The sequence below is a fragment of the Paenibacillus lactis genome (assembly GCF_017873605.1).
GTDB lineage: Bacteria > Bacillota > Bacilli > Paenibacillales > Paenibacillaceae > Paenibacillus_AQ > Paenibacillus_AQ lactis.
On sequence record NZ_JAGGKI010000003.1, the window covers coordinates 385,045 to 399,210 of the forward strand.

Consider the following 14,166-nt stretch of genomic DNA (forward strand, 5'->3'; position numbering starts at 1 on the left):
CTCTTTCTGTAACCATCCAAGAAGTCATGCCATACAACAAAACTGATGGACTCGAGTTGTAGTGTGAACGATCTGGAGCGAATCTAAACAAACCCAATCCACACACATTCTCTCGTCTATTGTAGGGAAAGCTATTTTAAAAGTAAAGAACAGCGATGACTAAGCATAAGGGAGCATACGAAAGGATTTGGGAGGATAACTTTGTACAGTTTTTACTGTACGTACTTTACGTACGGATATAACGTTTGATACTTTACGTATCGATTGTTACAATGATGCACATGGGTTTACGAGACGGCAGTGACGGATCGGGGTTGCATTAAGGTTAATACGAACGCGTCTCTACACATTAAAAGGAGGAGTCACTCTTGGCTATTCTGCAAGTGAAGAATGTCAGCAAGCTGTTCGGCCCGGGTGCCGAGCAAGGGCTTCAGCTGCTGGAGCAAGGCTGGTCCAAAGCGCGAATTGCAAAAGAGAAAAATATAACGGTTGGCGTGAACCGTGTCAGCTTTGATATTCAGGAAGGCGAAATCTTCGTCATCATGGGTCTGTCCGGCAGCGGCAAGTCCACACTAGTACGTTTGCTAAATCGGTTGATTGAACCGACTTCAGGAGAAATTCTGATCCATGGCAAGGACCTGAGAAAAATGAATAAGGAACAGCTGCGCGAGGTACGCCGCAAGACGATCAGCATGGTGTTCCAGAAGTTCGCATTGTTCCCGCACCGTACGGTGCTCGACAATGTTGAGTACGGCCTGGAAATTCAGAAGGTCAATAAATCCAAACGGCGCGAAGCCGCCATGAAGGCGCTGGAGCTTGTAGGGCTCAAGGGCTGGGAGGACAAAATGCCGGATGAGCTCAGCGGCGGCATGCAGCAGCGTGTCGGGCTGGCCCGGGCGCTTGCCAACGATCCCGAAATTCTGCTCATGGATGAGGCGTTCAGCGCGCTCGACCCGCTGATCCGCCGGGATATGCAGGATGAGCTCATCGAGCTTCAGGACAAAATGAAAAAAACGATCGTGTTCATTACCCACGACCTGGATGAGGCGCTCCGCATCGGAGACCGCATCGCCCTGATGAAAGACGGCGCGGTCGTGCAGATCGGAACGCCTGAGGAAATTCTGACACAGCCGGCCAACGATTACGTTGAGCGGTTCGTGGAGGACGTCGATCTGTCGAAGGTACTGACGGCGTCGCATGTTATGCGCCGGCCCGAAGCGATTACGCTGGACCGCGGTCCGCGTGTTGCGCTGGAGCTGATGCGCGAGCGCGGCATCTCGAACCTGTTCGTGATTGACCGCGCCAAGAAGCTGCTCGGGGTCATCACCGCCGAGGAAGCTTCCGATGCGATGAAGAACCATCGCAAGCTGGAGGATATTTTGATAACGGACGGTCCTAGAGTCGGCCCGGACACCCTGCTCAACGAGCTGTTCGAAATTACCAGCATGTCCAAAGTACCGCTTGCCGTTGTGGATGACAATGGCCGCCTGATGGGCGTTATCGTCCGCGGGGCCGTGCTTGGCGCGTTGGCCGGGGAATCCAAGAATGAGGGGGTGACGCAAGATGCCTAAGATTCCTCTCGCAAGCTGGATCGATTCCTTGGTGGAGTGGATGGGAGATACGTTCTCGGGCTTTTTCAATGCGATCTCCTTCATTATTGAAGGAATTGTCGAGTTTTTTACAGATGTGTTCATGCTGCCCCATCCGTATCTGTTCATCGTCATCTTGGCCGTCCTCGCGTATTTGCTTGGCCGCTTGCCGCTGACGCTGTTCACGGTCATCGGGTTTCTCATTATCGAGAACCTCGGGTATTGGCCGCAAACGATGAGCACGCTCAGCCTGGTCATCACGGCAGGCTTGATCTCCATCGTGCTCGGGGTGCCGCTCGGCATTTGGGCAGCCTACAGCAAAACCGCATCCAGGATCATCATTCCGATTCTGGACTTCATGCAGACCATGCCCGCTTTCGTTTATCTGCTGCCTGCGGTTACGTTCTTTAGCCTCGGGGTCGTTCCGGGCGTTATCGCTTCCGTCATCTTTGCGATTCCGCCAACGATTCGTCTGACGCGGCTGGGGATTATGCAGGTATCCGGCGAGCTCACCGAAGCTGCGGATGCATTCGGTTCGACTTCCGGACAGAAGCTGTTCAAGGTCCAGCTTCCGCTGGCTATGCCGACCTTAATGGCCGGGATTAACCAGACGATCATGCTGTGCTTGTCGATGGTTGTTATCGCTTCGATGATCGGTGCCCAAGGCATCGGCGCCGAGGTCTACCGTGCAGTAACCCAGCTGCAGATCGGTAAAGGGTTTGAGGCGGGTCTGGCTGTCGTCATCCTGGCGATTGTCCTGGACCGCTTTACACAAAATATATTTAAAACGAAAAAGAGGGGTGCTTAACTTGAAGAACAAGAAATGGTGGTTGATGCTTAGCTTGGCAGCTGTCCTCCTTCTGTCCGCATGCGGACAGGGCGGCAATGGCGGCACGAACGGAGCCCAGGGCGGCGAAGGCGCAAACGGCGGAGCCGCCGGCTCGATCGGCGAGCAGGTAAACCATGAAATCATCGGTATTGATCCAGGCGCAGGTATTATGAAAGCCACGGCTGCCGCGATTGAGGAGTACGGCTTGACGGATTGGAAGCTGATCGAAGGCTCCGGTGCAGCAATGACAGCTACGCTTGATAAGGCGATCAAGAAGAAAGAACCGATCATCATTACCGGCTGGACGCCGCACTGGATGTTCTCCAAGTATGATCTGAAGTATCTTGAAGATCCGAAGAAGGTTTATGGTGAAGCCGAAGAAATTCACACGGTTGTTCGTAAAGGCCTGAAAGAGGATCAGCCGGAGGCTTATCAGTTCCTGAGCAACTTCAAATGGACCTCGGACGATATGGGTCAAATCATGACCGCCATCCAGGAAGGACAGAATCCGGAAGCTGCCGCTAAGGAATGGATGGAAGCCAACAGCGAAAAAGTGAACGAATGGACGCAAGGCGTTCAGCCCGTTGACGGCAAAAGCTTTAAATTCAGCTATGTTGCTTGGGACTCCGAAATCGCCAGCACCAATCTGCTGAAGGTCATTATGGAAGAGAAGCTCGGCTTTAAGGTCGAAGCGCTTCAAGTCGAAGCCGGCCCAATGTGGACCGGGGTCGCCAACGGCGACGTTGACGCTACGGTTGCCGCATGGCTCCCGCTGACGCATGCCGACTACTGGGATAAGTTCAAGGATCAGGTCGAAGACCTTGGCGCTAACATGGAAGGCGTTAAAACCGGCCTCGTCGTTCCATCGTATGTCGACGTGAACTCGATTGAAGATCTGAAGAAGTAAAGATAGAACCTACACGAAAGCCACCCTTTGCGGGTGGCTTTTTTGGGCTATAGGGGGATGTATGGGCAGGACGGGGAGTCCGGGGGCAAGTCCGTTTTGGGGATTTGTTGGCTCGTTGGCGCCACTTTAGCGCAGCACAAGTCCCTTTTTGGGACCTGTTGGCTCGTTGGCACCACTTTAGCGCAGCACAAGTCCCTTTTCGGGACCTGTTGACTCGTTGGCGCCACTTTAGCGCAGCACAAGTCCCTTTTCGGGACCTGTTGGCTCGTTGGCGCCATTTTAGCGCAGCATTAGTCCCTTTTCGGGACCTGTTGGCTCGTTGGTGCCACTTTAGCGCAGCACAAGTCCCTTTTCGGGACCTGTTGGCTCGTTGGCGCCACTTTAGCGCAGCACAAGTCCCTTTTTGGGACCTGTTGGCTCGTTGGCGCCACTTTAGCGCAGCACAAGTCCCTTATCGGGACTTGTTTGTCCATAGACGCCGCTTGGGCGGGGCACAAATCCCTTATCGGGACCTGTTGGCTCGTTGGCGCCACTTTAGCGCAGCATAAGTCCCTTTTCGGGACTTGTTTCCCCGTAGGCACCGCTTGGGCGAGGCTCGTTCGCTTGGGGGCGGCCATAACATTCAAGTAGATGCCATCGTCGACGCGGGGAGAAATGCACATGTTCGAGCCTCTACTCTCCCGCGCTACTCAAGCAAACTAGTTTACTCCCAGACACCAATGCTATCCAACCAAACTAATCTACTCCCAGCTCCCGTGCCACCCAAACGAACCAATCTACTTCCAACCTCCACGCTACTCAAACAACCAATCTCCCCCTTGCTCCGCGCTACCCAAGCAAACCAATCCACTCCCTGCCCCAGTACTACCCGAGCAAACCGCTCCCCCCTCCCCCACAACGCAAACGAGCCGCGCTCTAACGTGAGCGCGACTCGCTTTTTTACATGGATAGCAGCTATTCCTTGATGGTTACCGTTACCGGGGAATACTCGGCAATGACGGTTTGACCATGAACCGAGACGCTGCCCTGCGGCGTCAGATCCTTCTCCGTCATGATGCCAAGCGCAATCGTGAACTTGTTGAATTTGATCGGAATATTGTTCTCCCGGCGGACCTCCTGTCCGTTCACGTAGAATACCGCCTCGTCCTCACTGCGGTTATAGGTGATTGTGTACGTGTTGAATTCCTGCGGCTTGAAGTGTGTATCTTCCTCTTTAAAAATGCAGAAGAAGCGGGTTTTATCCGATTCCGGCACCTGAACGCCAGGGAAAGGCAGCACCGCATACACGCTCGCATACTTATCGTTCGAAGCGAAGAAGTCGAGCGCCGCTCCGGTTGAGAAATCCAGCAGATTCAAAGATACGTAACCGTCGTACAAATCACCGGGAACGGTGCCCTGCGTACGGGCACGGATCTGAAGCTCAAAGGTCACTTCGCCCGATTCCGGCACTTCAACCTCTTCCACGGAATAATACATATGCTTGGCATTGTCGAGAATCTGAATCTGATTATGCTGGCGGCTCAGCGGTGCGCGCACATACAGGATGCCGTTGCGCACGATAACGACAGCGTCGGGCTCCCGGTACTCCCAGAAGGAACCGTCCGGCAGCGGAAAGCCGCCGATCTTCCAAACCTTGCCCTCCGACAGGATGGTATGAAAATCACCAAAAACACGTTGTTGTTCCATCTAAGGTCTCCTTCTTTCTCACAAAAATAGGTTAGAATGCCTGGATTATGCCTTGGACGAGCAGCGACAGGATCAACACGCCGCCGCAGCGCATCGTTGTCATCGTTGACGCGCCCATCAGCGGCAAGTAAGCTTCGGAACGATTGCTATCCTTCAGTCTTCCATACACAAGATACAATGGAATAACGGTCAGCAGAGCAATAATCGCATAAGGTGGAAGAGCTCCCGCTAGGACGCAGGCAACCAGGGACAGACAGGCCAGCAGCAGCAGCGCCCGTGAAAACGTCAACGCCCGCTTTTCCCCCCATACGACCACAAGGGTTCTTTTTCCGGCCTGACGATCCGCCTGCCAATGCAGGAAGTGATGGTTGAACAAAATCAACGTCGTGAGCAGCCCGATCGGCAGCGACAACAGCAGGGCCCGAAGATCCATGCTTGACGTCTGGACATAGAAAGCTCCCATAACAGGCAAAATACCGAAGGACAACAGGATCGCAATTTCGCTGTAGCCCTTGCCCCGGTATCCGAACCGAACGGGCGGCGCCACGTAAAAATAAGCGATGAGTCCGCCGAGCGCGCCGAACAGAAGCGCCCACCAGCCGCTGATCAAGCTCAGAATAATCCCGCATAACGCGGCTATTCCGAACAGCGTCCAGGTAACGCTCTCGAATTTGCGGATGGACCAGATGCCTTTGGTTAGAAAACCTGAATTCGTGGAGATCGCATCGACGTCCTCCTGGGCTTCCGTATCGGTCCCGTTCTTGTAGTCCCACAAATCGTTCACCATATTGGAGAACAAATGGGCGGCCCCGCTTCCGATCAAGGTCAATAAAAAAAGCCCGATATCGAAACGACCTGTCCAAACATAAGCGCCAAGCGCCCCCAAAGCAACCGGTATGAGCATGACCGGAATGACTTGGATACGCGAAGCTTTTTTAAACTGATTCAGGACATCCACTGGCGTAGGCTCCTTTCTCTCATAAAACAGAATAGAACGCCTGCAACTCGCTTGCAGACGTTAATCGATGTTGTGAAACAAAGCACTTGTACATTAAGGATATCACAATTGTCGAACTTTGTAATCTATTTGTAAGAACTTGGCTAAGCTCCTATACGGACGAGCGCTCAATCAATTCGAACGGCAGCTCCTTGCGCACCGGGTCTTTCCGTTCTCCCTGAATATGGGCATACACGATTTTGAAAGCCTCTGAACCCATATCGAGCAGTCGGTTATCGATCGTCGTGAGGCCTAGCATTTTGCCGATGGGTTGATTGTCAAATCCGATGACCGCAAGCTCCTGCGGGATGGATATGTCCCGCTTCTCCGCTTCGTAGATCAAGCCGGCCGCCACATGGTCCCCCGTCACGAGCAGGGCGCTTGGCCGTTCTCTCATATCCATAAGCCGGTTCATGATTGCCGCACCATCCTCAAGATCAATGCAGCCATCCAATATCCATTCCTCACGGTAAGGCTCTCCGATTTCCTTCAGCACTTCCTCATAGGCTGTTTTGCGTGCTCTCGTACTGGGGCTGTCCAGCCTTCCTACCGTAAATCCGATTCTGCGGTGTCCCCGGTCAATCAAATAATGCATGGCACGCCGGAAAGCCTCCGCATGATTAATATATATAGAAGAAAATAATCGCTCCCCCGCATCCAGACAGCAAACAATCGGGCCATATGGACAGTAGGCTTCGATCTGCTCCGGGGTAACGGCGGACGATAGAATAATGATCCCGTCAATTTCCCGGTTCCGCAGCATCTCCAGCACTTCCAATTCTTTGTCCTGCGCATATCCCGTCTGACAAAGGATAAGCCGGTAGCTTGCCGCCAGCGCTTCTTGCCCGGCTCCCTCCATCAGTAATGAGAAGTACGCATGATTAATGAACGGCAGCATAATGGCGATATTCATCGTTCTGCCCGTAATGAGGTGAACGGCGTTCATATTGCGCGCATACTTCAGCTGCTTCATCGTCGCCAGGACCCGCGCTCGCTTTTCCTCGCGAACATAGGGATGATTATTGAGCACCCGGGATACCGTGGATACCGACACGCCCGCAAGCTTTGCGATTTCTTTGATATTGGCCATGCTCTTTCCCTCCCTCGATACTAGCCTGCCGTCTATCTATCCTCGATACTATCATGTTCAGGTAGTTGATTCAAAAGAGAGCCTGAACCTGAATAGATACGTAAGACGAAAAGCCGCAATTTATGCGGCTTTCAATTTCTACATATTCTTTGTCTTTTATGCTCCTTGACTATATGTTCTTTGTCGTCCGACAACAAACTCATCATCATTTCTTGTCGTACACGGGGCTTCGTGTCCCTTTGAGTTTCGATATACATGGAAGTGCTTGTCGAAATGAAATTCTACTCCCTTAATACTCTCCTTTTATTACGAAAAACGAACCCCGAATGGTTCCGGCTAATTTGGACTTCTGTCTGGCAAACTTAAACTTCCCCTCTAACTCCTGCGGCACCTCCATCCCCTCAGAAAGCTTAAAGCCAACGGCCCGCTTCTTAGGATCATCCACCGTATACATGACGTTGAGGGCAAGACCATCCTCGTAAAAAACGTAGGCAAATTGGATATTCTCCACCTGGAAACGCGACGTTTCTAAAGGTTTGGCCGCAAACTCAATATCGCGTTCTTCTTTCAAAATTCGGTTTACATAATCGAGCGTCTCCTGGCTTTCGCTGGCGGGTACAACCGTAAATTCATGCTTATATTTGTTCATAAAGTAACGGGCTTCGTTCGCTCGTAAACCAGCCAGCGCTTCGGCCACGGGCGAAGATTCTAACCCGGCTGTGGATACGTTTTTAAAATCAACGATATGGGACATGTTCATCACTCCTAAAAGTTTTGTGAGCGTTACTTCTTCGAATTACTTCGAGCAAAACTCGCATCGGAAGCATCAACTTAGTTTTGTGAGCGTTACTTCCTCGAGCCTACTTCGAACAAAACTCGCATCGAAAGCGTAGACTTAGTTTTGTGTGGGGTACTTCTTCGAACTACTTCGAGCAAAACTCGCTTCGGAAGCATCGCGAGTCTCTTTATTTTCTTACGACCGGAATCCACACTTCACCAGATACGAGACCGTTTCGCTGCCCCATCTCCACCGTTGCGTTGGGCCCGCCGACATAGGCAAAATCCTGTGCTTCCGGCAGCACCTGTCCAAAAGCAATGCCTGTAAGCACTTGACTCAACTCCTCAGCCGTCTGCGCTTCTCCTTTTACAACGAGGTATTCCCCTTTAGGAAACTGGATGACTCTGGTCGCTTCCGGTAACGATGCCTCGGTCATCACGCCAGCGTAATACATCATCTTGTTATTCACCGCTTCGTTTACGGCAAAAATATAGTCATTTGCGGCCACGGCCTTTAATGTGTCAAGTCTTCCATCTTGTTTCACGGCTTTCCAAAAGTCCGCCTTCTCCTTGTTTATGCCGGCATAGTCGGTGTAGTCGCTTTGAAGCTCCGTTCCGATTCCTAATACGATAAAGCTGTCTTTTTCCTCAATACTGTAATTTGCCATATTCAATCCCTTCCTCTTCTTTAAATTGTGATTCCTATGTTTTATTACTTGATGGGTTAATCATAACTTTAAATCGTGTCAAAAAATGATACTGTTTAAATGAGCCATGAAAAAAAACGGATCGGATGGGGAGTATCGGCTTTATATCCACACTCCGACGATCTAGGCTGTCAATGAATCGGCTACGTACAAGTACTTGGCAATTTCGGCAAAGGATATAACTACTTGTCATTACAGTTACAACAATAAATTAATATACTTCGATTAAAAAGACATCGAATGCGGCTAGCAACAAAGTAACGCCGATTGAAGACTCAGAGAGTCCGCAACCGGCGCATCTGCTCAACATTTCCTATACTTTAAAGGACGGGTTAACTCGCCAGTCCCTCTTTTCTGTTCGATAACTACACAGAATACGGTTCAAACGTACATTCCGCCCCGTTGATCATTCTCGCCGAGCTGCCTGAACCCCTATGCTTCAAAAATAGTCGGTCTTCCGTCGTCCATCCTGTATACGCCACCTCAAGCCCGCCGTCTGTCTTGAATTCCGGCCTCTGCCCGGACATTTGCCGTGCGAACGCCGCCAGCTGTCCGATCCCTCTGTTCTCCGCTTCCCGAATGGACACCGCCTCTACGGCGAGAGCAATTCCGTCGCCTCGGCAAACAATCTGTTGATATCCGGACTGCGCCCGAATGTCATAAGCCGTCCCCGGGCTTAAATGTATGGCAAAATAAACCTCATCTACCTTGCCGTACAAAGCTTCGGCCTCGTACAACCATTCCCCTTCCGGCAGAACGCCGACGATTTCTTCGCCACTGGCAACCGCCAGTTCAGGCAGCGGATAGAGCGCCAGCACCACATTTTTGTGATACAGCACCTCCATCCACTCGCTTTGGTGACGAGGATCGCTTCCCGAAGGATCGTATCCCTCCCCCGGATGGAAAAAATACAGCTGATTCGCCTTCCCGCCTAAACGGACAGGCAGGCTGAACATCCAGCGCAGCTGCTCGTTGTCGAACTCCCGGACCCGCTCCCACAATCCGCCCGCCGCAAAATCCTCCGTCACATAAGCATAGGAGTGCAGCTTTCGCAACTCGCCGTCAACCGATTTCATCAGCACCTTGCGCACTTCCGCCGGTTCGCTTCGATGCAGGGCAAGGTGCCGGGCAGCTTCCGGAGCTTCGTGGAATAGAAAACCGGCATATTCCGTGCGCGGCATCTCCTCCGGAAGGCTAAAATCACCGAACTGGACATAATCGTGAAGCACATTGGCATCCCGCGGAGCATCATGCGGCCATCCCCTGGAGTGGGCTCCTACCCACGCCCCCTTCAGGTAATAAGACGCGCGAAGGCTCCACAGCTCATCCAACAGTTCATGAAGCTTCTGCTTCACTTCCGGTTCCTCCGCCAATTCCAGCGCACAGGTGAACGCCTGTGTCCAATGCCAAAACCACGGCAGGCACCCATACTCAGCCATACCCTCCCGGCGGAGCAGAGTCAGGGTATCCCTAAGGCTTTGTTTTCCGTCCTCCAGAAGCTCCTTATCCCCGAACCGCTGGCCGAATATTAGCTTGGCCGCCGTATACTTCGCCTCATGATGGTTGCACACCGTGAGCGGCTTGCGAAAAAAACCTCCGCGATAGATGTGTTCCAGCGCGGCCTCAAACTCCCTCGCCAGGCCCTCGTTCATCCCGCTTTCAAACTTGTGATGGAAAAAAAACATCAAGCTCCCCATCAATTCCACCGGCAGCACGTGCGGACTCGCCGCCTCCGGCTTCGGTTCCAGGTTCAGCGGCCAGTGTCCGTACATCGGACTCTTCGCATCCCGGTCCTGCAGCCGCAGCACACGACCCAAAACCTCCTCTGCCAGCCGCTTACCCTCCTGCCGGTTGAACTGCGGATCATGCTCCAGGTCTAACGAAGCTGCAAACAAATAGGAGGCATAATAGAAGTTGTCTCGCACATCCCCATGAAACCACAGTCCGCTGGATTGCAGGGGCAGCCTCCATGCTTGTTCCGCAACATTCCGAACAATCCGGTTCATTCTTCCATGATAATCGTTCATCGTCTTCTCCTTCCCAATCCGGTGATAAAGCCGCTTCCCTACCCTAATGTAAGATAAAAACGAACAAAAAGAAACCAATTTGAACACATATAAACCTATTAAAGAGCCTCAAGTCCATACAAGCTTGAAAATACATACAGGACCGGTTCCCAAGCAGCCCCGCATTCGTCCGGCCATTATCTTAAGCCGTGCTGTCAATCCTTTCATTGCATGATAGGCACCGGACCCTATTTTAGGGCATATACAGCAAAAGCCCGGCCAGAGAGCCTCTCTGCCCGGGTCGTTGAACAAGCTAAACTGCAGCATAATTCTGTCGTTATAGGTTACTTGTCCTCTTCGTCCTGTACGAAATTAAGCACGGCTTCATCCACTGCCGCGGTCTGTCCCAGGTCTGGTTGATCTGACAGCTCAACTTCGCAAGATTCGGGACCGCCATGCAGTTCAAAGAGAACCAGCTCGTTCTCCCCTTTACGCAATAAAGGGCCGGGAATATACAAGGCCTTTTGGGGCCCCGCGTTCCAGTACCGGCCGAGATTGAAGCCATTAATCCAGGCGACACCCTTCGTCCAGCCATCAAAGCGAAGGAACGTATCCCCGATGTCCTCCACCTGAAAGCTGCCGCGGTAAAATCCGGGCAGACCCGTGTCTTCCGACGTCGACGTAGACAGCTCTTCATGCTCCGCCTGCCCTTTATCCATAACCGGTTTATAAGAGAGGGATGACAGCATCTGGGACGCAAGCGGCAGGGTCCGGACCGTCCAGTTATACAGGAATTGGTTATCGATTCTCACGCCCTCCGTGATTCCCTTGGGATCGTGGATCAGCGGCCCATAATTGATCCGGCCCATGTTCTCGACGAGAATATCCAGCCTTGCTCCCGTTGCGGGTACGGTAATATCGAGCGGCTGCAAATTCCATCGTTCGATAACGCCAAGCGGCCGACCGTCCAGAAATACCTGGGCGCGATCACGAACCTCCTGAATATGCAGCTGCTGTCCTTGCCTTGGTCCCGGAATAAAGGTGCTGTACAAGATAAAGCCATAGGACTGTCCGAATGTTTCCATTGGCTTGATGCACACGCTTTGTTTCGGCTCTGAGAGATGCTCTAGATTGGCATCCGCAAACAGACCGGCCATCTCAGACAAAGCGACCTTTCCGTAGGCCGCCTTTGGAATGGGCTCCGGAAAGGCGCAACCCGGCTTAAAACCATGCTTGCCGAGCACAGTCCGCACCGCCTCATATTTCTCCGTCTTATCCCCCCATTCCGTCAAAGGGGCATCATAATCGTAGCTTGTCGTCGTCGGTTCATAGGTCTTGATGTGATTCGCTCCGCTGTAAAAGCCGAAGTTGGTTCCGCCATGGAACATATACATATTGATCGAGGAGCCCTTCTCAAGCATTTCATCCAGTACGCCGGCGACATCGGCCGCATCCCGGACATGATGGTCCTCCATCCAGTGATCAAACCAGCCGTTCCAGAATTCCATGACCATCAGCGGCTCATCCGTACGGTATTCGCGGTATTTGCCGAACGATTCTTCTACCCGGGAACCGAAATTTACAGTCGCGTGCACATGGTCGATGGACCCGCCCAGCAGCATTTCGTCGGTTGGCCCGTCGGAGGTAAAGAGAAGCACATCGACGCCACGCCGCACCAGTCCTGCGCGCAAATACTCCAGATAAGCGTGATCGTTGCCGTAACTGCCGTATTCATTTTCGACCTGAACAGCCAGGATCGGCCCTCCGTTCGAAGACAGGAGCGGAACCATTCTCGGGATCAGCTCGTCGTAATAATGATCCACCTTACTTAAATAGAGCGGGTCACTGCAGCGAAGCCGGATTTCTCCATAACCTAGCAGCCAGCCCGGCAAACCTCCAAATTCCCATTCCGCACAGATAAACGGGCTGGGTCTGACAATGACGTGCAAGCCGAGTTTCCCGGCTAATTCGATAAACGATCCAACGTCGGCCATCCCGCTAAAGTTAAATTCCCCTTCTGTGGGTTCATGCACATTCCATGCGATATACGTTTCAACGGTATTAAAGCCGCAGGCCTTTAATTTTAAAAGCCTGTCCTCCCAATATTCAGGAACGACACGGAAATAGTGAACCGCTCCCGATATGATCCGGTAAGGCTGCCCGTCCAGCAGGTATTGTCCGTTCTTCCAAGTGAGCACTCCCATTCCAGTTCTCCTCCACCTTATGTTAGGATCCAAGGCTTATTGCCCGCAGCGATAAACCGCCAATTTTTTGATGACCGGACTTGCGGCCGCTTCCAGTACCCGCAAACGCACCTTGTCGGTCGTTACCGGAGAGAACGCATCGATTTTCTTGTGACCGATCGCGCTGCCGCGTGTCAGCTCGAGCCACTCTCCACCGACGAAGGCTTCCAGCACATACTGACTGATCCTTTCCCCGTATGCAATCTCCTCCATGACCACGACATGATCGATCACGCATGCTTGGGGAAGGATTAACTGAACGGCCTCTCCCGATCCCGAGCCTTCGGCCAGGGCAGAACCGAACCGACGCTTGATCTCTCTGCCAAATTCCAGAAGCCGCTTTACATCGGCCTCCGGAAGCAGTCCCCGGGGGTCCGGAGCGACATTGAGCAGCAAGGTCGCTCCATGTCCAACCGACCGGTAATAGATGTCCTTAAGCTGATCAAGAGACAACAGCAAATGTTCCTCGTCCGGATGCCAGAACCAGCGGTCTTTTCGGATCGGTACATCGCATTCTGCGGGCACCCAGCTCGGCGTCTCCGTCAGCCATTTCAGCGATTCTTCGCTGAACATGCTGCCCCGAGAAGAATCGGCCGTGTTCCAGCAAGGATACGGAGCGACACCATCCTCATTGCCGACCCACCGAATCGTGGGCGCGCCCATATTAAACACCATGGCGCTTGGCTGATATTTTTTCACAAGACCCATGATTCGCGGCCAATCATATTCGCGGCCTTCCGATCCCGCGCCGTCAAACCAAATTTCCACAAGCGGACCATAGCCGGTTAAGAGCTCCTCCAATTGTCTGCAATAAAAGTCATCATACTGCTGCGGATCGGCATAACACGGCTCGTGCCTGTCCCAAGGGGATACATAAATACCGAAGCCGATGCCCTCCTCCCGGCAAGCTTCCGCGCATTCTTTCACGACATCGCCCTTGCCTTCCTTCCACGGGCTCGAGGCTACGGAGTAATCCGTCGTCGCCGTCGGCCACAGGCAAAAGCCGTCATGATGCTTGGCCGTCAGTATGAGATAACGGAAGCCGGCTTCCTTCGCGGACCGGGCCCACTGTTTGGCATCCAGGCGTTCCGGATTAAACAAGGCCGGAGCATCCTTGCCTTCCCCCCATTCCTGGTCACAGAACGTATTGATTCCAAAATGGCAGAACATCCCGAGCTCCATATCCTGCCAAGCTAATTGCTCCGGCGAAGGAACAGCTAGCTGCTCCTCTAGCTTTCTTGTTATTGACATGCTTTCCCCTCCAACTCTCTACAGTTGAAAAAAAAGGGCTTTGGGAAGCCGGCTTAATGGCCCCCCGAAGCCCGATTCCTACCA

At 52.6% G+C, this 14,166-nt stretch carries 10 protein-coding genes and 1 pseudogene; 3 read left to right on the forward strand and 8 right to left on the reverse strand.

The features are described from left to right. Window positions 1-368 precede the first annotated feature (368 nt). The 3 genes and pseudogenes from J2Z18_RS07440 (at window position 369) to J2Z18_RS07450 (ending at window position 3,325) form a co-directional block, all read left to right on the forward strand. Window positions 369-1,571, forward strand: coding sequence for a quaternary amine ABC transporter ATP-binding protein (locus tag J2Z18_RS07440; protein WP_007132373.1), 1,203 nt, complete (start codon window positions 369-371; stop codon window positions 1,569-1,571). Then, window positions 1,564-2,386: pseudogene (locus J2Z18_RS07445) on the forward strand (ABC transporter permease); the annotation flags it as partial. The gene J2Z18_RS07440 and the pseudogene J2Z18_RS07445, both read left to right, overlap by 8 nt. 12 nt (window positions 2,387-2,398) lie before the next feature. Continuing rightward, a complete protein-coding gene (locus tag J2Z18_RS07450) occupies window positions 2,399-3,325 on the forward strand; it encodes a glycine betaine ABC transporter substrate-binding protein (protein ID WP_007132371.1) in 927 nt (308 codons plus the stop codon). 954 nt (window positions 3,326-4,279) lie between these two features. Here the strand turns inward: J2Z18_RS07450 and J2Z18_RS07455 are convergent. The 8 genes from J2Z18_RS07455 to J2Z18_RS07490 all read right to left on the reverse strand — a co-directional run bounded on the left by J2Z18_RS07455 (window position 4,280) and on the right by J2Z18_RS07490 (window position 14,082). Then, on the reverse strand, window positions 4,280-5,011 hold the full coding sequence (locus J2Z18_RS07455) for a DUF6081 family protein (protein ID WP_007132370.1): 732 nt from the start codon (window positions 5,009-5,011) through the stop codon (window positions 4,280-4,282). A gap of 31 nt (window positions 5,012-5,042) precedes the next feature. Continuing rightward, window positions 5,043-5,969, reverse strand: coding sequence for a prenyltransferase (locus tag J2Z18_RS07460; protein ID WP_007132369.1), 927 nt, complete (start codon window positions 5,967-5,969; stop codon window positions 5,043-5,045). 151 nt (window positions 5,970-6,120) lie between these two features. Continuing rightward, complete coding sequence (locus J2Z18_RS07465) at window positions 6,121-7,098, reverse strand: LacI family DNA-binding transcriptional regulator (RefSeq protein WP_007132368.1); 978 nt, start codon at window positions 7,096-7,098, stop codon at window positions 6,121-6,123. Window positions 7,099-7,387: 289 nt separating this feature from the next. Then, a complete protein-coding gene (locus tag J2Z18_RS07470; protein ID WP_210094486.1) occupies window positions 7,388-7,852 on the reverse strand; it encodes a DUF8821 family protein in 465 nt (154 codons plus the stop codon). Between the two features lie 211 nt (window positions 7,853-8,063). Beyond that, window positions 8,064-8,543, reverse strand: coding sequence for a GyrI-like domain-containing protein (locus tag J2Z18_RS07475; protein WP_210094487.1), 480 nt, complete (start codon window positions 8,541-8,543; stop codon window positions 8,064-8,066). 404 nt (window positions 8,544-8,947) lie between these two features. After that, window positions 8,948-10,609, reverse strand: a complete 1,662-nt coding sequence (locus tag J2Z18_RS07480; protein WP_210094488.1) for a hypothetical protein — start codon at window positions 10,607-10,609, stop codon at window positions 8,948-8,950. A gap of 323 nt (window positions 10,610-10,932) precedes the next feature. Continuing rightward, window positions 10,933-12,792 (reverse strand): glycoside hydrolase family 35 protein, encoded by a 1,860-nt coding sequence (locus J2Z18_RS07485; RefSeq protein ID WP_007132363.1) that lies wholly within the window; start codon window positions 12,790-12,792, stop codon window positions 10,933-10,935. A gap of 36 nt (window positions 12,793-12,828) precedes the next feature. Further along, entirely contained in the window at window positions 12,829-14,082 is a 1,254-nt protein-coding gene (locus J2Z18_RS07490) for an alpha-L-fucosidase (RefSeq protein WP_210094489.1), read from the reverse strand. Window positions 14,083-14,166 lie beyond the last annotated feature (84 nt).